Raw genomic sequence first — 23,219 nt, forward strand, 5'->3', positions numbered from 1 at the left:
GACTGTTATCCAGGCCGCAAGTATGTAGCGGAGACTCCTCACCCCTTCCCCTTCGTCTTAGTATTCCCCGGCTTCGCATTGCCTTCGATAAATTCGATAATCTGGCCGGCGATATCCTTGCCGGTCGCATTCTCGATACCCTCAAGACCAGGTGACGAGTTCACCTCCATGATCACCGGGCCGTGATTGCTGCGCAGCAGGTCAACGCCGCATACATTCAGGCCCATGACCTTTGCCGCGCGGACGGCGGTTGAGCGTTCCTCCGGCGTGATTTTGATCAGTTGCGCACTGCCGCCGCGGTGGAGATTGCTGCGGAATTCGCCTTCTGCGCCCTGGCGCTTCATCGCCGCGACGACTTTTCCGCCCACGACCAGACAGCGAATGTCCGATCCGCCCGCTTCCTTGATAAATTCCTGCACCATGATCGCGATATTTGCACCGCGAAATGCCTCGATAATCGATGCGCCGCCTTTGAGCGTCTCGGCCAAAACCACGCCGATGCCTTGCGTACCTTCGAGCAGCTTGATCACCACCGGCGGGCCATTGACCGCCTTGATGATCTGTTCCGCCTGCTTGGGGTCATTGGCATAGGCCGTGAGCGGGAGGCCGAGGCCGTATTTCGCCATAATCTGCGTGGAGCGCAGCTTGTCCCGGCTCCGCCCGATCGCGACGCTTTCATTGAGCGACCATACGCCGCCCATTTCAAACTGGCGCAGCACCGCAAGCCCGTAAGCCGTAATTGACGCACCGATGCGCGGAATAACCGCTTCATAGCCCTTCAGCGTCTCGCCTCTATACATCACGGTAGGACGGTGGCTGGCAATATTTACGGTGCAGCGCGTGGTGTTGAGGATATCGAGCGTATGGCCGCGTTGCTCCGCCGCCTCCACCAATCGTTTGTGCGAGTAAAGGTTGGGGTTACGCGCTAGCATGGCAATTTTCATAGGAATTCTTCCTTCGTATCGTCCCGGTTGGAAACTAGGAATGATCGCCCCGGATTGACGAGAAACCTTCTTCTAAGTGCAGTGCGCCCGATCAGCATCGGGAACACCATGTCGGATCTGTCGGCGAGGCTGAATTCTGCGCGGAATTCCTGCCCGCCCATCGCCAATATGGTTTTGACGATCAAGCGTTCCTGCGCCAAGCCGTTGGAGCTTGTTATCGTCCTGTGCGCGACGCGGACGGCTTCACAGTGGCGGAATGGCTTGCCCTCACCGAAATCTAGATCGAACCGCGCCACTTCTTCTCCATCGCGTTCGAACAATTCGATATTGTTCGCGTGAAGTGAAGACGTGCGCGCGCCCGTATCAATCTTGGCCGGAATGCCGGTGATGCCGAGCTCCGGCAGAGCAACAACTTCACGCCAGCCGACGGTTTCCTTCTTGGGTGTAGCCATCTTTCCTTTACCGTCCGCCAAGAATGGCCAAGCCATCCCCGCCATCGCCAGCTTGCAATCTCCTGAGCACCGTTCCGCTGGCATAATCCACTTCGGCAATAGTATCGCTGCCTGTTTCGGCGACGTAAATGCGTTCGCCATCATCGGACCACAGGATCGTGACTTGCAGACGCGCTCGGGCTTCTTCTGCGCTGGAGACAGCAATCGACCGCACTGGTTTCGCCGTCGCCAGATCGATCACAGTCAAGCCACCATCAGCCAAATCGGATGTCACCGCAACATCGCCTTGCGGACGGATTGCCAGCCGCAATGGAAATGCACCGGTCGCGACTTCGCGGCGTATTTCGAGATTTTCGGGATCAAGGTCGAAAGCCTTGTTCGATCCGCGCGCAGAAACCCACAGCGCTGTGCCATCGGGCGACAGTGCGATGCCCTCTGGCTCCACTCCCACCTCGACCGACAGCGGCGCGCGGCGCGTTACCAGATCAACCAATGTCACTGTTTTTGACCCGAGATCGGTTGTCCAAGCGTGGCGACCATCAGGCGATATTGCAAGCATATGACTGCCGTCTTTGCCCGTTGCGAAACCCAGCGGGTTCGCGTCGCGGGCGAGCGGCCGACGGATCCAATAGACGCGCTTTTGCCCTTCTGCGGTCGCGTAGAGCGAACCGTTTGCATGCCAGACGATTCCGTGCGGGCGAGCATTGTCGCCCAGCTCTATGCTTTTCACCCGAACAAGATCGTCTGTGCGAAAAATATCGATTGTCGTCCCGCCATAACAAGCGAGCGCGACATGCTCGCCACTTGGGGACGCCGACAGTTCATGCGGATTCTTGCAGCTATCGACCCGCTTAACCTCTGCGCCAGAACCAAGATCAATCTTGGAGAGCGTATTGCCAAACTTGTTGGCTACAAACAGTGCAGCCCCCTCAAGATCAGAGCTGCTCGCAGCGACGCTTGTACTAGCCTGCTCCCCAACGGGTGTACAAGCGGCCAAGAACGCCGTGATCGTTGCTATCCATGCTGACTTCATATTGTCATTCTCTCGCTGGGCGCCGGAGATTATCTCTCGATCCGGCTCTGGAAGAGCGAATACCACAACGGGTGACAACCCATCAGCAAAAATTTTTATGGCTTCGGGAACCTATCTCCGGATGCTGCATTGTGGCGGTATGGCAGTGTGCAATTCGTGCGCCGCTATCGGCGGACCGGGCCCCTCTGGCATGTGCAGAAACGCACATGTGATGTCGGACGCTAGATGAGAACAGCAGAGGCGGCCGCGAACTTTCCAAAGCCAGTCTCTGTAACAATTTTCAGTCGAGCCGCATCTGCGGTGCAGACGATTTAGGAGTTTAGGGAATGAAAAAGTTTTACACCGTGCCGGTACTGGCAGTTTCAGCATTAGCTTTGGCAGCCTGCGGTGGCGCAGCAGCCGAGGGCGAAGCAGCAGCATCAGCTGACGCAGATCCGATCACCGCTGCAGAAGTTACAGCCGCTCAGCAAGCTTGGGGCGAAGGCATTGTGACTATTGGTAAAACCTTCACCGACGAAGGCGATTTCCGCAAAGCGGCACAAGATCACATTGCAAAACACTACGCTTATGGCGACGATGCGACAGTCCTGTTCAAACCAACGCTTGCTTCGGTTGACCAGTATCGCGAAACCGCCGACGAAGCGCTCAGCTATTTCGTAGGCACCGAAGGCACTGAAGATGGCGGTTTCGCTATCGCGCCTTACACCGCAGTCCGCTGGGAGCCGAATGGCACCGTGATCGACGAAGACGGTGACATGGCTGTCGCCATGGGCAACTACTACTTCACAGGCACCGACGGTAACGAGACCAAGGTTGAGTACTCGTTCGCTTACGAGAAAGACGATGCTGGCGATCTGAAGATCGTTTTGCACCACAGCTCGCTGCCATTCTCGCCAGAGTAAGTTCCGGCATTATATAGTCCAAACAGCGAAAGCCCCCGTCACCCGAGAAGGTGGCGGGGGCTTTTTTGTGCCTGAGTCAGATGCACCGGCTTAACAGCGCGATCACCAGCCCTGCGGCTTGCCCTTGTTCTGCTCGTCGAGCCATTCTTTTAGCGGCGCGAAATATTCGAGCATCGCTTTACCGCTCATCTGGCGTTCGCCGGTGAAGGCTTCGAGCGCATCGGGCCATGGCTTGCTGGAACCCATTGCCAGCATATCGTTCAGGCCTTTGCCGACTTCCTCGTTACCGTAAAACGAGCAGCGGTGCAGCGGCCCTTCCCAACCCACCTTATCGCAGGCCGCTTTGTAGAACTGGAACTGCAGCAAGCGGGCAAGGAAGTAACGGGTGTAAGACACATTGCCGGGCACGTGGTATTTCGCGCCGGGATCAAAGCCGTCCGCGTCGCGGTCAGTTGGCGGTGTGATACCCTGATATTCGAGACGCAGCTTGTTCCAATCGGTGTTATACTCTTCCGGCGTGGTCGAACCGTCGAAAATACCCCAGCGGTACCGGTCCATTAGCAGACCGAATGGCAGAAACGCGGCTTTGTCCATCGCCTGGCGGAGTAGCAGGCCGATATCTTTATCCGCACTTGGCACATCTTCCCGGTCAAGCATGTCGATCTGGACCAGATATTCGGGCGTAATCGACAATGCGATCATATCGCCGATGGCTTCGTGGAACCCGTCATTGGCGCTATCGCGATAGAGGAAATCCTGCACACCATAAGCGCGCTGGTAGTAATTGTGACCCAACTCATGGTGGATAGTCACAAAGTCATCGCCATTTTTCTTGATGCACATCTTTATGCGCAGATCATTGCTGTCTTCCACATCCCAAGCCGATGCGTGGCAGATCACTTCACGGTCGCGCGGCTTCACAAATTGCGAACGTTCGTAGAAGCTTGCAGGCAGATCTTTGAAACCGAGAGAAGAGAAGAACTTCTCCCCTACCTTGACCATATCGACTTCGCTCAGACCCTTTTCCTCGATCAGGCTGGTGAGGTCATAGCCGATATCACCGGCACTCTCGGGAGCGACCAGCGGGTAGATATTGCCCCATTCCTGCGCCCACATATTGCCCAGCAAATCAGCGCGGATCGGGCCAGCAGCGGGCTGGATATCGTCGCCATATTTCTCGTTGAGCTTGCTGCGAACGTAAGTATGGAGCGACATGTAAAGCGGCTTCACTTCCTGCCACATCCGCTCGGTTTCGGCGGCGAACTGATCGGCGCTCATATCGTATTTTGACCGCTGCATCGCTCCGAAATCGGCGTAACCGAGTTCCTGTGCACCCGCGTTAGTCAGCTCGGCCAAGCGGACATAGTCGCCCTTCATCGGCGCACCGACATTGGTGTGCCAACTCGACCACATTTCCGAAAGTTCTTCCGGAGTACGCTCCAGATTACCCATCTCCGCCTCGATATCGGAGCCGGAGATTTCCTCTCCGTTCAGCGTGCCCTTGCCCTGCCCGTAAGCCGCGCCAAGCGATGTTGCGAGTGAGGCAGCTTCCTCCGCGGCACCGGGTGTCGTTGGCGCTGGCAAAGTCAGCGCGACGCGCAGAATATCCAACTTGCGCTTCACATCGGGATCTAGCCCTTCGATGTCTGCGAATTTCGCCGCAGCCAAACCCTTGGCTACCGACATTTCCGCCGCCATCGCCCCGAAATGCGCATTCAGCGCGTTGGTGTCGTCCGTTATGTATGTTGAGTTGATCCACGCAGCGCGCCCGCCAAGCACCCACATCTTTTTCATCTCGGCTTCGGTATCGGCGACAAACTTCGCCGCGCCTTCGGCAGTTATCGGGTAGCCATCGACCATCGCCAGATCGCCCGCTTTGGGACCATCCCCGGCGTGGTGATCGGCAAGCGCGGGCGCGGCAAGCGACAAGGCGAGCACGGACGCCGCAGTTTTCAAAGCAATAGATGCAAATTTCATGGGTGTATCCTCTCAAGACGGGCCGGCGATCACCGGCTTCTCATGAGAGGGGTTTGAACGCGAATAGCGGCTTTATCAAGCCTCGGCCGGCCCGCTCAAAAACTCGACCAATGCATCCCCCAAAGCACCCTCGGTGACGGAACTCATATGCGTACCGGGTATCTCGACATAGGTCGCATCGGCCAATGTCTCGGCCAGTTTCGGCGCGGAGCCATTATCCTGATCCTTATCGCCGCACAGCACCATTGTCGGCATCGTCAAAGCCGCTAGCTGATCTGGCTGCGTATCGGCTACGGATTGCAGCAACAGCCTGGCCGCCACGCGGTCAACTTTCATCGTTTTCATAAAGCTGACCGCCATGAACGCTGGGTCACCGCGCTTTACCTCGTCAAACCGGTCGATCGCATCGATAAAAAACGCAGAGCGCTTGCCCCAACCCGCAAGCCCTTCAAGACCCATACCGGACAGCACCAGCTTGCGCGGTTTGAGACCCGATATTACGGCCCGCGCTGCAGTCCGCGCGCCAAGAGAAAAACCGACCAAATCGAAATCATCCAACCCCAGTGCATCGACCAGCGCGAGCGCGTCCTTCGCCAACACATCATCCGGATATGCCTCCAGCTCATGCGGCGCATCGCTTTCGCCATGCGCCCGCAAATCGGGCATAATCACCTTAAAGCCAGCGTCAGCCAATTTTTGCGCATGGCCGAACTTGATCCAGTTCATTTCCGCATTGGAAAATAGCCCGTGAAGGAGCAGAACCGGACGGCCAGCACCTAGACGGTGAACAGCGAGTTCTGTGTCGTCGAATGACGGAACCATCTTACTCACCGCTCCGTCAACCCCTTCTCATTCATCCGCCACAGGACCATTTCGATGCGGTCCTGCCCGAAGAACGGTTCTCCTTCGAACACCAGCGTTGGCACGCCCCAATGGCCCGCCGCCTCCAGCGCATCCTGATTGGCGGCGATTTCGGCATCCAATACTTCTGCGTCGGAGGCAGCCTCTGCTTCAAGTTCGGCGAAATCCAAACCAGCACGGGCGGCGGCACCGGCCAGATGATCGCCCTCGTGCCAATTGTCGGTCTTCCCATCAAATATGAGCTTTGAGGCTTCGTCTGCGAAGACCAAGCCTTTGCCGCGCCGCGCTGCTGCCTGCCCCAGCCTGCAAATCCGGTGGATATAGGGCTGATCCTCGGCGACTTCTTTCGTGGCGAAATCCTGCACTACTGGATCCGGCCTGGGCCAGCGGTAAGGGATATCCAACATTTGCGCGGTCCGCATCGAATCCGTCATAATATACCGCCCGACATTGGGATTGCCGGAAAACAATATGTCAGGATCCCGGATCGCAATCGGCCATACGACGCGCAGATCAATCTCCACATCAAACATCTCGGTCAGTGCGCGGTAGCGACCGATCGCGAGATAGCTGTAAGGCGAACGGAAGGAGAAATAGAGGTCTGCTTTGAGGGTCATGCAACGGTATTGCCGCAAGACTCGCTTGGCGTCACCCCTTCTTCAGATGCTTGCGCCCGAGCAATTCGGCAATCTGCACTGCGTTCAAAGCCGCGCCCTTGCGCAAATTATCGGATACGCACCATAGCACCAGGCCGTTATCCACCGTCGGGTCTTCACGCACGCGGCTGACATAGGTTGCGCTGTCACCGGCGCATTCGACCGGGGTGACGTAACCGCCGTCCTCGCGCTTATCGACGAGCATAATGCCTGGCGCCTCGCGCAGGATTTCCTGCGCTTCCTTGGCGGAAATCTCATTCTCGAATTCGATGTTGATCGCTTCGGAATGGCCGACAAAAACCGGCACCCGTACACAGGTCGCGCTCAGTTTAATCTTCGGATCGAGGATCTTCTTGGTTTCCGCGACCATCTTCCACTCTTCCTTGGTCGATCCATCGTCAAGGAAGACGTCGATATGCGGAATCACATTGAAAGCGATCTGCTTGGTGAAAGTTTCCGGTTCGGGCTTGTCGCCCACAAAGATCGCGCGGCTTTGCTCGAACAGTTCGTCCATACCCGATTTGCCCGCACCCGATACCGACTGGTAAGTCGAGACGACAACGCGCTTGATTGTGGCCGCATCATGCAGCGGCTTCAGCGCGACGACCATCTGCGCGGTCGAACAGTTGGGGTTCGCGATAATATTGCGCTTGGTATAGCCGTCAATATCGTCCGGATTCACTTCCGGAACGATCAACGGTACATCGGGGTCCATCCGGTAGAGCGAGCTGTTATCAATGACGACGCAGCCTGCCGCAGCGGCCTTAGGTGCATATTGCTTTGCCGGGCCTGACCCTGCCGCGAACAGGGCAATATCCCAACCGCTCCAATCGAAATGCTCGATATTCTTGCATTTGAGCATTTTGCCGGTTTCGCCGAACTCGACTTCGCTGCCATGGCTGCGCGAACTGGCGACGGCAGCAACTTCCTCGATCGGAAACTCGCGTTCCGCCAAGATTGCCATAACTTCGCGGCCGACATTCCCTGTCGCGCCGACAACCGCTACCCGATAACCCAACTCAATTCTCCTGAACTGCAATTCGCTTGCATCACTATGTGGTGCCTCTAGCATCAATTGCGAGCGGCGAAAGCAAGCATAGCTATGCCGGGGATAAAGATAAGAGAGATGGGGATTTGAACCGAAATGACGATCAGATTGATTGAGTGGCGCGAACGAGCGCAGCATTTCGAGTTCGAGGGACACAGGATCGCCTATTGGACCGCCGGAACAGGCAAGCCGCTGCTCATGGTTCATGGCTTCCCGACCGCCTCATGGGATTGGGCGCCCATCTGGGAGCGGATGAGCAGTGAGCACAGCCTGATCGCTGCCGACATGCTTGGCTTCGGCTTGTCCGACAAGCCTCGTTCAGGGCCGCGCTCGGGCTATTCGATCCACTGGCAAACCGACATGCAATTGGCGCTGCTTGAACATTTGGGCATCACAGAGTTTGATGCGCTCGTCCATGATTATGGCGTATCGGTCGGTCAGGAATTACTCGCGCGGCAAGAAGAATGCAGCGGAGCCGCTGGCCTCGGCAAAATGGTATTCCTCAATGGCGGTATCTTCCCCGACCAGCACCGCGCCCGCCCGATCCAAAAGCTGGGGGTATCACCGCTGGGTTTTCTGGTGAGCCGGATGCTCAGCCGCAAAGGCTTCGGGAAAAGCTTCTCTGCCGTATTCGGACCCGATACCCAGCCAAGCGAGCAAGACCTAGATGAGTTCTGGTCTCTCATCGCCGAGCAGGACGGCAATCGTATCTTCCACAAGCTGCTCCACTATATCGGCGACCGCCGCAATAATGAGGCGCGCTGGGTTGGAGCGCTTAAATATTCCGAGGATCGCATCGGTCTGATCAATGGAGCCAAAGATCCTGTTTCAGGTGAACACGCGTTCCGCCGCTGGGCCGGTCACGTGCCTCTGGCAAAAGCGCATCTGTTGCCAAATGTCGGCCATTATCCACAAGTTGAAGCACCGCGTGAAGTCGCTGAAAAGGCTCTAGAATGGCTCGCCTGACTGAAAAATCGCAATAAATTGACATCTACCGACTTCACCAAGACCATTACCGAAAATTTACCCTATTATAGCGCTGCGGCCTTAGTTCGCGTATGTAGAGCACTGATCCGCCAAAGCGGACGTGACAAAACATACATCTGGCAAGGGTCGCACTTTGGCAATTTCTATCGATGATTGGCGCGCGCGTGCCGAATATTTCATGTATGATGGCGTGAGGATCGCCTATTGGACACAAGGTATGGGCAAGCCCTTGCTTCTGGTCCATGGCTTTCCAACAGCGTCGTGGGATTGGGCGCCGATCTGGGACACACTCAGCCGCACCCACCGATTAATTGCCGCAGACCTGATTGGCTTTGGCCTGTCTGATAAACCAAAATCCGGATATTCGATCCAGCGTCAAACCGACATGCTCTCGGCATTGCTTGACCATCTGGGTGTGTATGATTTCGATGCCATGGTCCATGACTACGGCGCATCGGTTGGCCAGGAACTGCTCGCACGCCAAAAAGAGGGTAGCGGTGCAGCGGGCCTCCGGAAGATGATATTCCTCAATGGCGGTATGTTCCCCGATCATCAGCGGGCACGTCTGATCATGCGGCTGGCATCATCGCCCGTCGGCTTTGTGCTGGGCCGCACTCTCAACCGCAAAACATTCGGGAAGAGCTTTTCGCGAATATTTGGTCCCAAGACCAAACCCAGCCAAGAAGAACTCGATATCTTGTGGTCATTGTTCACCGAGCAGCGCGGTAACCGGATCGTCCACAAGCTGGCCCATTTCATGAATGAGCGCTTCTTCTATGAAGATCGCTGGGTAAACGCTTTGGAAGATGCGCAAGAACGCGTCGGGCTGATCAACGGCGCGCATGACCCGGTATCGGGCGAGCATTGTTATCGCCGCTGGGTCGACACTATGCCCGAATCCAATGAGTACCTTCTCAGCGGGATCGGCCATTATCCGCATGTTGAGGCACCCGCTGAAGTCGCCTCGACCGCGCTGAGCTGGTTGAACTAGGCCTATTCCGGCGGCGTCACGCCGTGCTTCTTCAGGAATGCGAAGATTGTGTTCCACAAATGCGGACTGATCTGCTCGCCCGCGACGCGGTGCGTGTAGCCGGGATAGAGCATCATTTCGAACGGCTGATTGCTGGCTTGCATTTTCGCGATCAACTCAGAACTGTGTTCGAACACGACATTGTCGTCCGCCATACCATGGATCAGCAATAGCGGATCGGTCATCTTGTCCGCGTCAGGAATGGCGCTGGCTTTTTCATACGCCTCGGGCACTTTGCGCGGATCGCCCATGAAACGCTCGGTGTAATGCGTATCGTACAGTCCCCAGCGTGTTACCGGAGCCCCTGAAATCCCCGCCGCATAGACGCCGGGATAGGCCTGCATCCGCTTGAGCGTCATATAGCCACCATAAGACCAGCCATAGATCGCAACCTTATCCGGATCGACGAAGTCGAGCGCTTTGAGATACTCTGTGCCTTTGGCCTGATCGTGCACCTCGACGCCGCCCATCGCGTGATAGAGCGGCTGCTCAAATGCTACGCCGCGATTGGCGCTGCCGCGATTGTCCAGCTCAAACCAGATATAGCCGGCATCGACGACCGCCTGCTGCAACGCACCGTCCCATCCCTTGGTAACAATCTGCGGTCCGGGACCGGAATAGTGGTAATAAAACACAGGGTATTTCTTGCCCGGCTCCATGTCAGGCGTGACCATTTTGTAATGAAGGTCGGTCGTGCCATCGGCGGCTTTGATCGTACCGAATTTGGCAGGCCGGTGGCTGGCGAGATGCGGCGCATAAGGATGATCCGCATCAAGCGCATTTTCTTCGACCCATGCCAGCCGTTTGCCAGACCCGTCGGCCAGGTAGCTTTGCATTGGCTGGTTGTGATTGGAACGGCTGACAAACAGAGTGGTCGCTTGCTTGTCCATAACTGCCGAGTGGGTGAAGCCGCGTTCGGTCAGTTCGACGATCACATCGGTCATCTCACCTGTGTAATCGCCCACATAGATATGCTGCTCCAGAACATCGCGGCCCTGACTGTAATATATCCGCCCCAATTCCTCATTGACGCCAACAAGTTTTGTCACTGGCTCTTTCCCGCCGGTAAGCTGTGTCCAGGTGCCATCAGCCAATCGGTAGATATGTCCAAATCCGTCGCGCTCACTCCACCAGATCAGCGAGCCGTCCTGCAAGAACTTGTAGCTATCCGACAGATTAATCCAGTACTCGTCCGCCGCTGCCTTTTCGGTAAACCAGATGTCGCTCTTGCCCGTAGCTGGATCCACCTGAAGCATATCGAGCACGGTCTGCTCGCGGTTCTGCCTTTGAACATACAGCATCCCATTGGGCGACCAATCGACCCGCGCGATGTAGAAGTCAGTTGGATCATCCGCATTGTAGAAAGCGGGGTCCTGATTGCTGGTTAGATCGACTTGCACCTGTTCACCGCCGTCAGGGTCCATGACGAACAGCTCGACAACCGCATTGTCGCTGCCCGCGACTGGATAGCGCTGATCGAAAACCTTCGTACCCGTCGCACCGATGGCCGCGCGGGTAACGATGCCTACGCGTTCTTCGTCGGTCCGCTGGACCGCAATCCGTGTGTCGTTCGGGTTCCACCAATAGCCGGTCATCCGGCTCATTTCTTCCTGCGCGACAAACTCCGCCTCGCCCCAGCGGATTGTGTCGCCCTCTTTAGGGGTGATTGGAGCAGCCTCGCCGCCCACTTCCCCGACCCACAACTGCCGGTCGCGAATGAAAGAAGCATACTTGCTTGTGCTGCTGAGGACCGGGTTGAGCTCGCTTTCCTCGGTATCGGTCAACCGCGTTACGCTGCCATCCAGTTTGGCCAAATACAGATCACCATCGAGCGGCACGAGAATACCCGAACCATCAGCCGTCCACTGATAAGAGATAATACCCTTCAGATTGCCAACCCGCGCACGTTCGCGCTGCATCTTTTCATCTTCGGACAATTCGCGGCCGGTGCCCAGCTTTTCGCTATCGACCAGCATCGTCCATTCACCGCTTTTGCGGTCATAGCCCCACAGATCATACCGCTCACGCTCGTCCTCGCGGTTGCGCAGCAAGGTCAGATAACGGCCATCGGGCGATAACTTCGCCTGACGCGGACTCGCACCATCAAGCGATGGGCTGGCGAAGACACGTTCGAAGGTGAGGTCAGAAGTCTTTTCGCTCATTGCATGATCATCCGCGAAAACGGGAGCGGAAAAGGCGAGCGAAGCGGCAACGGTAAGCAGTAGGCGCATATCAATGGATTACCTCTCAAATTCGTCATTGCGAGCGTAGCGAAGCAATCCAGAGTATCCAAGCGCTTACTCTGGATTGCCGCGCAGCTTCGCTGCTCGCAATGACGTGCCAGCATAGTAAAGAAAAAGGGCGCTCCGGCCTGACCGAAACGCCCTCCTCTAATCCGACGATCCGAGAATTACTTCTTCGGAGCGTTAACCCGGCGTTCCGCGATGCGCGCACTTTTACCGGTGCGGCCACGCAGATAGTACAGCTTGGCGCGACGCACGACACCGCGGCGAACCACGGTGATGCTGTCTACGATTGGCGAGTAGAGCGGGAACACACGTTCCACGCCTTCACCAAAGCTGATTTTACGAACGGTGAAGTTGCTGCCCATGCCGCGATTGCTGCGGGCGATGCACACGCCTTCGAAATTCTGAATACGTTCCCGAGTTCCCTCGATAACTTTAACACCGACGCGAACTGTGTCGCCGGCTTGGAATTCAGGGATATCTTTCCCCAAAGCGCCGATTGCTTCGGCTTCCAGTGTTTGAATCAGGTTCATGCCCTGGTCCTTCTTCTTCATGCCGCGCGCCAGAGGCAGGTCAGTCCCGATCACCATTGTGGCGATCCCAAAGGTCTGGCCTGCGTAACCGAGTGTGATCCTCTGACATTGACTTGCGCCAAGCAGCGATCTTCGCATGATCCCCCGATCGCAGCACTTCGGGGATCGTGCGCCCTTCCCATTCCTGAGGTCGGGTATATTGAGGGTATTCCAGCAGTCCTTCCTCGAAAGACTCCTCGGTACCACTCGAAGCCGCGCCCATTACGCCGGGAAGCAGCCGAATGCAAGCATCAAGAATCATCAAAGCGGCCGGTTCTCCGCCCGATAGAACGATGTCACCAACGCTGACTTCCTCAATCTCGCGACCTTCAAATATACGCTCGTCAAATCCCTCGAACCGGCCGCATAGAATTGTCACCCCCGGCCCCTCGGACAATTCGCGAATGCGCGCCTGAGAAATCGGCTTTCCTCGCGGGGTCATAGCAAGGATCGGCGCCTTGGGCTGCATCCGCTTCGCATGATCGACCGCACCAGCGAGCACATCAACCTTCAGCACCATCCCGGCCCCGCCCCCCGCAGGCGTGCCATCGACATTGCTATGCTTGTCCGTCGCGAAATCGCGGATCTGAATGGTATCGAGCGACCACTTCTGCTCCTCCAACGCCCGCCCCGCCAGCGATAGTCGCAGCGGCCCGGGAAACATCTCGGGGTACAGTGTGAGGATGGTGGCGGCGAAGGTCATACCTCCACTCCCTTGAGGGAGGGGATCGAGGGGTGGGTGTTCGACGCTGCTGGAGCCGCACGCCTCTCCCCAACCCCTCCCCGCACGTGGAGGGGCTTAAGAGATGATAGCTTGAGAATGGTGGCGGCGAAGGTCATGGGTCGATCCATTCGCCCTTTTCAAGCACCTTGGCAATATGACCGAGTTCGAGCCTTTCAAGACTTTCTGGATATGAAAATTGACCCCGAAACGGCCAAGTCACCAGTTGCTTGACCAGTATGAATGGGAAGAGCAGCGACAAACCCTCGCCAAGCTCGGCAAACCGATGCCACGGCCAGTCGAACACGCCCGGCCCGTATCGCTCACCCAATTTCGCAGCAAAATCTTCAACGTCGAGGCCATAGATATCTAGGTCTTGATGAACCGCCGAGCTGGGGCTTGCGTCGACGCAGCCATGCACATCTTTCGCTACCCAGAGAACGTATGAGAGGGCCCCATCGCTCTCAGGGGGCGGATCATTTGGTTTTGCGAACAACGCCATCTTTAGCTCTCACATCGACACTCAACTCAAACACATCGGGCCGGGAATAGTGGCCATCGGTGTCGAGCGACGTCAGGTTCTGGCCAATTTCAGACAGGTCGAGTTCGGCGCAGAGGATTTCCTCTTCCTCGCCCGCCTGTACGATGACCCGCGCATCGGGTGCGGCGATCAGGCTGCCGCCCTTGTTGAGCACATCGCCTTCGATGGCTTCGATCAGCTCATTCGCATCGGAATCACCACCGCAACGCTCCAGCCCATCGAACAGATCATCCTTGCGCTGCACCAGCCCTGCGGCCAGCACAAAGCAGCGCCCCTCAAACGCATAGTGCCGCGAATTGAGCACATATTCCTCGCGCACAGTCGGCCATGCGGCGACATGGACCGCCTCGCCCAGATTGTGCATCGCCGCGCGGGCGAGCGGCATCCAGTGTTCCCAGCAGATCAGATTGCCGGCCTTGCCCCATTCGGCCTGATGCACGCCCAGCGTAGAGCCGTCACCGCGCATCCAGATCAGCCGCTCGCCATGCGTCGGCACCAGCTTGCGATGCGGCAGCGGGCCTTGCCCGGGACGGAGCAGCAGCTGGTTGTTGTAAAGGCTCGAGCGAACCCGCTCATGCGCGCCGATAGAAATGCACGCATTATGTTCGTCGCACAGCTCCTGCAAGGGCAGCAGCCGCTCGTCATTCGCGACGATAGCATTGTCGAGCATGATCCGGTGCATCGCCCGCGTGCCGGGGTGATCCCACAACGCCGCACCCGGTGCCTCGTCGAGCCACAGTGGATAACCACCGAGAAACGTTTCTCCGAACGCAACCAGCTTCGCACCCTGCCTGATCGCCTCACCCGCAAGCGTCACAGCCTTCTCGATCCCGTCACCAATCGCCAGCGGAATAGGCGCTGCCTGAACAATGGCGACGGGGAGCGTTTGGATCATCACCTATATGTCGGCGAAATCCTTGGAAACCACAAGGCGCTTGTCATCCCATTCCAGTACAGCCTGTTTGGTCATCGGGATCATGAACTTCTTACCGTTCGGGCGCTCAATCTCGATCACGTCCTGCGCGCCGAAGTTATCGACAGCGCAGATCGTACCGAGCGGATCGCCTGCCTCGGATATAGCGGCCAAGCCCAACAGGTCTGAGTGGTAATATTCGCCCTCGTCCAATTCGGGCAGCGTTTCGCGCGGGATGGTCAGGACGGTGCTGCGCAAGGCCTCTGCGGCGCTACGATCAGTTACCTCGACAAAGCGGGCGATTGCGCCGCCTTTATTGTCCGGCCGGATTTTCTTGAGCGTTAGCGAGCCATCGTTGAAGGTCTTATGCTGCTTCAGCGCAGCGATCCCTTCCCCGAACAGCTTTAAACGGACTTCGCCCGTCACACCATGCGCGCCGGAAATGGCGGCAAGTGTAACGGGCTCATCATGTGGCAAGCGGGTTAGCCTTCAGCCTTGTCTTCAGCAGCCTTCTCGTCCGCAACCGGACCGCCTTCGGCAACTTCTTCAGCGATTGCGGCTTTGTCTTCCGCCGGCGCGTCTTCAGGAGCGTCCGTTGCAGCTTCTGCCACCGCATCAGCTGTTTCGTTGGTTTTGACCGAACCAGTTGCGTCATTCTCTGTGGAATCTGCATCAGCAGCGTCTTCCTTGGGAGCTTCTGCAGCAGCTTTTGCTTCTTCTTCAGCAGCTTTCTTGGCTTCTTCAGCCTCGGCAGCTTTTTCAGCTTTCTCTTCAGCGCGCTCGGTGGCTTTCTCGCCCGGCTTGGCTTTGTTCGGGTTGTTGCGTGCTTCACGCTCGCGAATGCCCGCAGCGTCAAGGAAGCGCGCCACACGGTCCGAAGGCTGTGCGCCAACGCCGAGCCAGTAACGCGCACGGTCTTCGTTCAGCTTCACGCGGCCTTCGTCATCTTTCGCAAGCAGCGGGTTATAAACGCCGATTTGCTCAAGATACTTACCATCGCGCGGGCTGCGGTTATCCGCAGCGACGATGCGGTAGTAAGGGCGCTTTTTCGCGCCGCCACGGGATAGACGGAGTGCAATTGCCATTATGTATTTCCTTCTTGAATTAAATATCTGTAATTATTGAATTTCTATGTAAGTTCGTATGCTATCTTCTTTTGGGTCCGCCGAGGCCGGGAAGACCGGGAGGTAACCCTCCACCACCAGGTCCACCCGGGCCGCCAAGTCCGGGCATTGCGGCTTCCATACCGCCCTTGCCGAACATCGCGGCGAGGCCTTTCAGGCCGCCCATTTTCTTGATCTGTTTCATTGCGCGGGACATTTCCTGATACATCTTCAGGAGCTTGTTCACGTCCTGAACTTCCTTGCCCGCGCCCGCTGCAATGCGGCGTTTGCGCTTGGCGTTCAGGAGCGCCGGATTGGCGCGCTCTTTCGGTGTCATCGACCCGATAATCGCATCCATATGGACCAGAACCTTGTCGTCCATGCCGCTATTGGCCATGGCCGCCTTGGCTTTCTTCATACCCGGCATCATGCCCGCGAGCATGCCAAGGCCGCCCATCTGGTTCATTTGCTGAAGCTGGGTGCGCAGATCGTTGAGATCGAACTGCCCTTTCGCCATCCGTTTGGCGAGCGCCTCAGCGTCTTCTTCCTTGATTGTCGCCGCGGCCTTTTCGACCAGCGAAACGACATCGCCCATGCCCAGAATGCGGTCTGCAACGCGTTTGGGGTGGAATGTCTCCAGCGCGTCCAGCTTCTCGCCCGTACCGGCGAACTTGATCGGCTTGCCCGTAACATGGCGCATAGAGAGCGCCGCACCGCCGCGCGCATCGCCGTCCATCCGGGTCAGGATCACACCGGTAAGCGGGACTTCCTCGGTAAAGCTCTTCGCGACATTCACGGCATCTTGACCGGTCAGGCTGTCGACAACCAACAGCACTTCGGTTGGCGCAGAGATAGAGGAAACGGCCTTCATCTCGGCCATCAGCGCTTCGTCTACATGCAAACGGCCTGCCGTATCGAGCAGCAGCACATCAGCAGCTTGCAATTTCGCCGCATCAAGCGCGCGGCGGGCAATATCGACCGGCTGTTGGCCAGCAACAATCGGCAAGGTCGCGCATTCGATCTGCTCGCCCAGAACGGCAAGCTGTTCTTGTGCCGCCGGACGATTGACGTCGAGCGACGCCATCATCGATTTCTTGCCGTGTTTCTCTTTAAGGAACTTGGCGAGTTTTGCGGTCGAGGTCGTTTTACCCGAACCTTGCAAACCGACCATCATGATGACGACCGGCGGTTTGGCTTCGAGTTCGAGCGGAACGCTCTCTTCCCCGCCGAGCATTTCGACCAGTTCGTCCGAGACGATTTTGACGACTTGCTGGCCCGGCGTGACCGATTTCAGAACTTCGGAGCCGATGGCTTTTTCAGTTACCGCATCAATAAACCGGCGTACCACCGGCAGCGCGACATCGGCTTCGAGCAGAGCGATCCGGACTTCGCGCATTGCATCGCGAACGTCCTGCTCCCGCAGCGCGCCGCGACCGCGCAGGCCATCGAACACACCGGTGAGGCGATCTGACAGACTGTCGAACATACCACGCTACTCCTCTGTTGTTTCCCCTGAGATAGGGGCTGCAACGCCAAATGCCAAAAACGCCGGCGAACGAAACCTCGTTGGCCAGCGTGCGGATTCCAATGCGGAACACGACTTTTATCACAAAATCCATTTCGTCGGATTTTGGTTCTGGGTGGAAGCGAAAATGGTGGAGTGTGAGAACCGGCGCGCAGTGGGCATTAAGCCCATGAGCACCGGAAGCGCAGCAATCCGCCATTTGCAGCCCGCCCAGGGCCGAAAGACGATGAAATGGTGGAGCCTAGCGGGATCGAACCGCTGACCTCAACACTGCCAGTGTTGCGCTCTCCCAGCTGAGCTAAGGCCCCATAACCGATTTGTTGTTTCGCCCGAAAGCGAGACGAGGCCCTTTATGGGGGCAAACCGCGCAATGCAAGGGTATTTCGCGGTTTTGAGTTGTTTGTTTTAGCCTCTAGCGCCGGCGTTCGCATCCGCTCACTTAGGCTTCCGCCCTAACGGGCGACCCGCGGTCGCGCTTGCGATCGGCTAGTCGCCGACCGAACCATTCCCGGCCATTTCTGTATCGCGCCAGTCCGGTTCGCGACTAGCGAACCGCAAGGCCAACCGGCCGCCCGAGCCTATGCGAGGTAGCCAAGGGATGCGGATGCATCCCGCCCGGCGACTGAGGGGCCGAGTGAAACTCGGCCAACCAAACAAACCGAATCCGGATCGAAGATCAGGATTCAGGCTCGTCGTCGTCGCCCTTACCCTTCGACACAGCCATATCTTGGCTGTCATCGCCAAGATCGACATCGGAGTCGGGACGGTTTTCATCCTCGTCAACGTCGCTCAGCTCATCATCCTCGTCATCGGCCAGATCGCTATCCGCTTCTCCGCCCTTCTTCTTCTCGTCGTCAAACGGGATAGGCTGTTTCGTTTTGAGAACCGGCTCCGGTTCCCATTCTTCACCGCATTCGATGCAAGTGACCGGGTCTTCTTTGCCCAGATCGTAAAAGCGAGTGCCGCATTTTGGACACGTGCGCTTTGTGCCCCATTCTGGCTTAACCATTATAAATCCTTACGTGCTGTCCAGATTAGCTATCTGGAGCGAAAATTCTGAATGTGTATTGGGTGCGACCTGCTTGGAATGCAAGAGATCAGAATCACATGCGGGCGCGCCTTGCCATAGGGTATGTGCCCTGTCAAAGCCCTGATCGCTAGCCGCCGAAATCGAAAGCCATTTGTGACCAATATCCTATCCTCTGGCCCAACCCCGAAACGCTTTGCACCGCTTGGCCCATTGCGCGGAACGATCCGCGTGCCTGGCGACAAATCGATCAGCCACCGGTCACTGATGTTCGGAGCGCTGGCTGTCGGCGAGACCAAAGTGAGCGGATTGCTGGAGGGGCACGACGTCATCGCCACAGCCGATGCGTTGCGCGCGATGGGCGCCACTATCGACCGGACCGGAGAGGGTGAATGGTCGATCCATGGTGTCGGTGTCGGCGGCTTGCTGCAACCCAAGCAAGCGCTCGACATGGGCAATAGCGGTACCTCCACCCGTTTGCTGATGGGTCTGATCGCGAGCCACGGTATCACGGCATCATTTGTCGGCGATGCGAGTCTGTCAGCCCGCCCGATGGGGCGCGTGATTGAACCGCTCAGCCAGATGGGAGCGAGCTTTACCTCCAGTCCCGGCGGGACCTTGCCACTGATGATGACTGGCAGCCTCCCCGCTGTTCCGATCACATACCGACTGCCGGTTGCCTCGGCGCAGGTTAAAAGCGCAGTGCTGCTGGCGGGCCTCAATACGCCGGGTATTACGACTGTTATCGAACCCGTGCCGACGCGCGATCATTCTGAGCGGATGCTCAAAGGCTTTGGTGCCGAATTGACAGTCGTGGAAGTGGATGAAGAGCGGCATATCAGCATCCACGGAGATGCAGAGCTTTCGCCACAGACCATCACGGTGCCTGGAGACCCCTCCTCCGCCGCGTTCTTCATCGTTGCCGCGCTCATAACCGAAGGCAGCGATCTGCTGATCGAGAATGTCGGCCTCAATGCCACGCGCGCTGGTTTGATCACCGTGCTCCAACAAATGGGCGGCGATATCGAGCTGGTGAACCAGCGCGAGGTCGGCGGAGAACCAGTAGCCGATCTGCGCGTCAAACATTCACGATTGACCGGTATTGAAGTCGATCCGGCCATTGCTCCCAGCATGATAGACGAATTTCCTGTGCTGTTCGTCGCCGCCTCGCTAGCGAAGGGTCGCACAACCACCAGCGGGCTCGACGAGCTGCGGGTAAAAGAGTCCGACCGGCTGGCTGCCATGGCGGCCGCTCTGAAAGCATCCGGTGCGATCGTGGAAGAACTCGAAGACGGCCTGATCATTGAAGGCAGCGACGGAACACCCCTGCGCGGCACCAAAGACGAAGCAATCATCACCCATCTCGATCACCGCATCGCGATGAGCATGGCCGTCGCAGGGCTTGCTAGCAAAAGTGGCGTCGAGGTGGATGATACGCGTCCGATTGCGACGAGCTTTCCCACATTTGAAGAGCTACTCAGGAAGGCGTCGAGTTGACTGATAGACGGCTCCGTCATTCCCGCAAAAGCGGGAACCCAGAGCAATCTCGCGCAGACCAAGCCACCCTAGATTCCCGCTTTTGCGGGAATGACGAGTTGGGAGCTTAACGACCGTGGCCGCAACATTCGACATTTACACCGCAATCGGCTTTGTCGGCATGGTTTTGATCGTGTCCGCCTATGCCTATCTCACCGCAAAGGATGAGCCAGATCCGTTCATTCTACACGGCACCAATCTCGTCGGAGCGACCTTGCTGGCGGTATCGCTGCTGGTGCACACCAACCTGCCTTCGCTGGTGCTCGAAGCAATCTGGATAAGCGTCGCAATTTGGGGTCTGACAAAGGCGTTTCTGGCGCGGAGGAAAGCTGAATGATTATCGCCGTGGACGGCCCCACCGCTTCGGGTAAGGGCACGATTTCCAAGAAGCTGGCGGCGCATTTCAGCTTGCCGCATCTGGATACCGGCCTGCTCTATCGTGCGGTCGGACGGCAGGTGATCCTGAATGGCGGCGATCCTGATAATCCGTCGGACGCGCTGACAGCAGTATCGTTTCCTGACGAATTGCTCGATGATCCGGTATTGCGCAATGAAGCCACCGGTAGCTTGGCAAGCAGAGCTTCTGTCCATCCAGCGGTGCGCAAAGCCCTGTTCGAGCGGCAACGGGCCTTTGCGGAGCAGGATGGCGGTGCAGTGCTTGATGGTCGCGACATCGGGACGGTGATTGCGCCCGATGCGGATGTAAAGCTGTTTATCACCGCCAGCGTCGAGGCCCGCGCCAAGCGGCGTTTTGCCGAGATGGAGCAGCGCGGTGTCTCTATAACGCTGGAAGAAATCACGGCTGATCTGGAACGCCGCGATGCGCGCGATACAGGCCGCAAGGATGCGCCGCTGGTCGCAGCGCGGGATGCGTTTGTGATCGACACATCCGAGCTTGGTATCGAAGAAGCCTTTGCTGCTGCGCTCGAGGCGATTGAGACCGCTCGGGCAAGTTAGCCTGTCCTACAGACCGGGTTTCTGCTGAATTGCAGCAATGTTTGTCCAACCGTTCTCCATCCTGCGATTTGGCCTTTCCTGCGCCCTACAAAATTATTGCGCTAGAACCCTGTTCCATGTGTTCCATCGTGTAGGAATTCCCCTCGTGCAACACAGCGCAAATCGCTTGCTTTCTACAGGTCTTTCCCCTAGGCGCGCGCTCGTCTTAAAGGCTCGCTGCCCGAGAGACCTTCATCGCGGCATTCGGTCCGGTGGAGAGTTCGGCCCTCTTGGCCCGTTGACCCCGCAATTGTGCGGGAGGCGGAGAAAGACCCGGGTAAAACCCGTGGCCGGTAAAAATACATATCAGGGAATACCCTAACCTATGGCAACTTCAGCCAATCCTACGCGCTCGGATTTCGAAGCGCTTCTCAATGAACAACTCGGTGGTGCAGAAGATGGCGGCTTTGAAGGCCGCGTCGTTAAAGGCACCGTTACCGCAATCGAAAACGGCAAGGCCGTTGTCGATGTCGGCCTCAAAAGCGAAGGCCGTATTGATCTTAAAGAATTCTCCCGCGGTGATGACGACCACGGCCTGACTGTCGGCGCAGAAGTCGAAGTCTATGTCGACCGTGTCGAAAACGCTGACGGCGAAGCCATGCTGTCGCGCGACCGCGCCCGCCGCGAAGCCGCATGGGACAAGCTTGAAAACGAATTCGCCGAAAACGCCCGCGTAAACGGCCGCATCTTCGGCCGCGTCAAAGGCGGCTTCACTGTCGACCTCGACGGCGCCGTGGCCTTCCTGCCCGGTTCGCAAGTCGATATCCGTCCTGTCCGTGACATCACACCGCTGATGGACATCGAACAGCCGTTCCAGATCCTCAAAATGGATCGCCGCCGCGGCAACATCGTTGTTTCGCGCCGGTCCATCCTCGAAGAAACACGCGCAGAACAGCGCAGCGAACTGATCGGCGATCTGACCGAAGGCCAGGTGATCGACGGTGTGGTAAAGAACATCACCGATTACGGTGCGTTCGTTGATCTGGGCGGCATTGACGGCCTGCTCCACGTCACCGACATGAGCTATAAGCGGGTCAACCACCCGAGTGAAATCATCGAAATCGGCCAGACTGTCACTGTGCAGATCGTTCGCATCAACAGCGAAACGCAGCGCATCAGCCTTGGCATGAAGCAGCTCGAAAGCGATCCGTGGGACGGCGTCGGCGCGAAATACCCTATCGGCGCAAAGCTGCAGGGCACCGTCACCAACATCACCGAATATGGTGCGTTCGTGGAACTGGAAGCCGGCATCGAAGGTCTGGTCCACGTTTCCGAAATGTCTTGGACGAAAAAGAACGTACACCCGGGCAAGATCGTTTCGACATCGCAAGAAGTCGACGTCATGGTCCTCGAAGTGGACAGCGAAAAGCGCCGCATCTCGCTCGGCCTCAAACAGGCCCAGGGCAACCCATGGGAAGAATTCGCGGAGAAATTCCCTGTTGGCGCAACGGTCACCGGCGAAGTCAAGAATGCGACCGAATTCGGGCTGTTCATCGGCCTCGATGGTGATGTGGACGGCATGGTTCATATGTCCGATATCGCATGGGGTATCTCGGGCGAAGACGCTCTGGCGCTGCACCGCAAAGGTGAAGAAGTCCAGGCAATCGTTCTCGATGTCGACACCGACAAGGAACGCATCAGCCTGGGCATGAAGCAGCTTGAAAAGGGTGCTCCATCGGCAGAAGGCGCCGCTGGCGGCGGTCTGAAGCGCGGCGACGTTGTGACCGTGACTGTTCTCGAAGTTCGCGATGGCGGCCTCGAAGTACAGGCTGGCGACGATGGCGCAACCGGCTTCATCAAGCGTTCGGATCTCGGCCGTGACCGTGACGAGCAGCGTCCTGACCGGTTCCAGACCGGTAACAAGTTCGACGCAATGGTCACCGGTTTCGACCGTTCGAAGAAGCCAAACTTCTCGATCAAGGCGCGTCAGATCTCCGAAGAGAAGGAAGCAGTGGAGCAGTTCGGTTCATCCGATTCGGGCGCATCACTCGGCGATATTCTCGGCGAAGCTCTGAAGGGCAAAGAAGACTAAACCACTGCCCGTCATTCCCGCGGAAGCGGGAACCTAGGGTGGCTAGGTAATCGCATTTGGCTCTGGATTCCCGCTTTCGCGGGGATGACGAGAGTTAGTTAGGAGGCCCGTTTGCTC

General features: G+C 57.5%; 23 protein-coding genes and 1 tRNA gene. 7 read left to right on the forward strand and 17 right to left on the reverse strand.

Features of this window, described 5'->3' with window-relative positions; genetic code table 11:
* Positions 1–38: 38 nt before the first annotated feature.
* Genes rimK through GRI35_RS10635 form a run of 3 tightly spaced genes read right to left on the reverse strand, consistent with a single transcriptional unit; the run spans position 39 to position 2,429 of the window.
* Positions 39–944 carry a 30S ribosomal protein S6--L-glutamate ligase gene (rimK, locus tag GRI35_RS10625; protein ID WP_160614140.1) on the reverse strand — a complete coding sequence of 302 codons (906 nt, stop codon included), beginning with the start codon at positions 942–944 and terminating at the stop codon, positions 39–41.
* Positions 941–1,396, reverse strand: coding sequence for an ATP-dependent zinc protease family protein (locus GRI35_RS10630; protein ID WP_160614141.1), 456 nt, complete (start codon positions 1,394–1,396; stop codon positions 941–943). The genes rimK and GRI35_RS10630 overlap by 4 nt, the downstream gene beginning before the upstream one ends.
* A 7-nt stretch (positions 1,397–1,403) precedes the next feature.
* Complete coding sequence (locus GRI35_RS10635; protein WP_160614142.1) at positions 1,404–2,429, reverse strand: YncE family protein; 1,026 nt, start codon at positions 2,427–2,429, stop codon at positions 1,404–1,406.
* 326 nt (positions 2,430–2,755) lie between these two features.
* Here GRI35_RS10635 and GRI35_RS10640 point away from each other — a divergent pair, with 326 nt between their 5' ends.
* Entirely contained in the window at positions 2,756–3,331 is a 576-nt protein-coding gene (locus GRI35_RS10640) for a phosphoribosyl-AMP cyclohydrolase (protein WP_202390547.1), read from the forward strand.
* 102 nt (positions 3,332–3,433) lie between these two features.
* On the opposite strand, the gene GRI35_RS10645 is transcribed toward GRI35_RS10640, so the two are convergent.
* From GRI35_RS10645 to GRI35_RS10660, 4 genes are all read right to left on the reverse strand, one after another.
* The gene (locus tag GRI35_RS10645; RefSeq protein WP_160614143.1) at positions 3,434–5,308 is read right to left on the reverse strand and encodes a M2 family metallopeptidase; all 1,875 of its coding nucleotides are present in this window, start codon (positions 5,306–5,308) and stop codon (positions 3,434–3,436) included.
* A gap of 75 nt (positions 5,309–5,383) precedes the next feature.
* A complete protein-coding gene (locus GRI35_RS10650; protein ID WP_160614864.1) occupies positions 5,384–6,130 on the reverse strand; it encodes an alpha/beta fold hydrolase in 747 nt (248 codons plus the stop codon).
* A gap of 5 nt (positions 6,131–6,135) precedes the next feature.
* The gene (locus GRI35_RS10655) at positions 6,136–6,786 is read right to left on the reverse strand and encodes a 2-hydroxychromene-2-carboxylate isomerase (protein ID WP_160614144.1); all 651 of its coding nucleotides are present in this window, start codon (positions 6,784–6,786) and stop codon (positions 6,136–6,138) included.
* Between the two features lie 31 nt (positions 6,787–6,817).
* Positions 6,818–7,843 carry an aspartate-semialdehyde dehydrogenase gene (locus GRI35_RS10660; protein WP_160614145.1) on the reverse strand — a complete coding sequence of 342 codons (1,026 nt, stop codon included), beginning with the start codon at positions 7,841–7,843 and terminating at the stop codon, positions 6,818–6,820.
* Positions 7,844–7,969: 126 nt separating this feature from the next.
* Between GRI35_RS10660 and GRI35_RS10665 the strand changes: the two genes are divergently transcribed.
* Both GRI35_RS10665 and GRI35_RS10670 read left to right on the forward strand, forming a co-directional pair.
* On the forward strand, positions 7,970–8,839 hold the full coding sequence (locus GRI35_RS10665; RefSeq protein WP_160614146.1) for an alpha/beta fold hydrolase: 870 nt from the start codon (positions 7,970–7,972) through the stop codon (positions 8,837–8,839).
* Between the two features lie 154 nt (positions 8,840–8,993).
* Positions 8,994–9,851, forward strand: coding sequence for an alpha/beta fold hydrolase (locus GRI35_RS10670; protein ID WP_160614147.1), 858 nt, complete (start codon positions 8,994–8,996; stop codon positions 9,849–9,851).
* 2 nt (positions 9,852–9,853) lie between these two features.
* Here GRI35_RS10670 and GRI35_RS10675 read toward each other — a convergent pair whose 3' ends face one another.
* The 10 genes from GRI35_RS10675 to GRI35_RS10720 form a co-directional block, all read right to left on the reverse strand.
* Positions 9,854–12,121, reverse strand: a complete 2,268-nt coding sequence (locus tag GRI35_RS10675; protein ID WP_160614148.1) for a S9 family peptidase — start codon at positions 12,119–12,121, stop codon at positions 9,854–9,856.
* 179 nt (positions 12,122–12,300) lie between these two features.
* The gene (gene rplS / locus GRI35_RS10680; RefSeq protein WP_160614865.1) at positions 12,301–12,669 is read right to left on the reverse strand and encodes a 50S ribosomal protein L19; all 369 of its coding nucleotides are present in this window, start codon (positions 12,667–12,669) and stop codon (positions 12,301–12,303) included.
* Positions 12,670–12,709: 40 nt separating this feature from the next.
* Positions 12,710–13,411 (reverse strand): tRNA (guanosine(37)-N1)-methyltransferase TrmD, encoded by a 702-nt coding sequence (trmD, locus tag GRI35_RS10685; RefSeq protein WP_160614149.1) that lies wholly within the window; start codon positions 13,409–13,411, stop codon positions 12,710–12,712.
* Positions 13,412–13,544: 133 nt separating this feature from the next.
* Entirely contained in the window at positions 13,545–13,931 is a 387-nt protein-coding gene (locus GRI35_RS10690; protein WP_160614150.1) for a hypothetical protein, read from the reverse strand.
* Positions 13,906–14,865, reverse strand: coding sequence for a carbon-nitrogen hydrolase family protein (locus GRI35_RS10695; protein WP_202390548.1), 960 nt, complete (start codon positions 14,863–14,865; stop codon positions 13,906–13,908). The genes GRI35_RS10690 and GRI35_RS10695 overlap by 26 nt, the downstream gene beginning before the upstream one ends.
* Before the next feature lie 3 nt (positions 14,866–14,868).
* Positions 14,869–15,360, reverse strand: coding sequence for a ribosome maturation factor RimM (rimM, locus tag GRI35_RS10700; protein WP_160614151.1), 492 nt, complete (start codon positions 15,358–15,360; stop codon positions 14,869–14,871).
* 5 nt (positions 15,361–15,365) lie between these two features.
* Entirely contained in the window at positions 15,366–15,968 is a 603-nt protein-coding gene (gene rpsP, locus GRI35_RS10705) for a 30S ribosomal protein S16 (protein WP_160614152.1), read from the reverse strand.
* Between the two features lie 61 nt (positions 15,969–16,029).
* The gene (gene ffh / locus GRI35_RS10710) at positions 16,030–17,472 is read right to left on the reverse strand and encodes a signal recognition particle protein (RefSeq protein WP_160614153.1); all 1,443 of its coding nucleotides are present in this window, start codon (positions 17,470–17,472) and stop codon (positions 16,030–16,032) included.
* A 271-nt stretch (positions 17,473–17,743) separates the two neighbouring features.
* Positions 17,744–17,819, reverse strand: a tRNA-Ala gene (locus GRI35_RS10715).
* 368 nt (positions 17,820–18,187) lie between these two features.
* Positions 18,188–18,520 carry a TIGR02300 family protein gene (locus GRI35_RS10720; protein WP_160614154.1) on the reverse strand — a complete coding sequence of 111 codons (333 nt, stop codon included), beginning with the start codon at positions 18,518–18,520 and terminating at the stop codon, positions 18,188–18,190.
* Positions 18,521–18,643: 123 nt separating this feature from the next.
* Here GRI35_RS10720 and aroA point away from each other — a divergent pair, with 123 nt between their 5' ends.
* The 4 genes from aroA (at position 18,644) to rpsA (ending at position 23,102) form a co-directional block, all read left to right on the forward strand.
* Entirely contained in the window at positions 18,644–20,035 is a 1,392-nt protein-coding gene (aroA, locus tag GRI35_RS10725; RefSeq protein ID WP_160614155.1) for a 3-phosphoshikimate 1-carboxyvinyltransferase, read from the forward strand.
* Between the two features lie 115 nt (positions 20,036–20,150).
* Entirely contained in the window at positions 20,151–20,411 is a 261-nt protein-coding gene (locus GRI35_RS10730; RefSeq protein ID WP_328598435.1) for a CBU_0592 family membrane protein, read from the forward strand.
* On the forward strand, positions 20,408–21,031 hold the full coding sequence (locus GRI35_RS10735; RefSeq protein ID WP_160614156.1) for a (d)CMP kinase: 624 nt from the start codon (positions 20,408–20,410) through the stop codon (positions 21,029–21,031). The genes GRI35_RS10730 and GRI35_RS10735 overlap by 4 nt, the downstream gene beginning before the upstream one ends.
* Before the next feature lie 364 nt (positions 21,032–21,395).
* Entirely contained in the window at positions 21,396–23,102 is a 1,707-nt protein-coding gene (rpsA, locus tag GRI35_RS10740; protein ID WP_160614157.1) for a 30S ribosomal protein S1, read from the forward strand.
* The last annotated feature ends 117 nt before the right edge of the window (positions 23,103–23,219 follow it).

Source organism: Pontixanthobacter aestiaquae, assembly GCF_009827455.1.
Classification (GTDB): domain Bacteria; phylum Pseudomonadota; class Alphaproteobacteria; order Sphingomonadales; family Sphingomonadaceae; genus Pontixanthobacter; species Pontixanthobacter aestiaquae.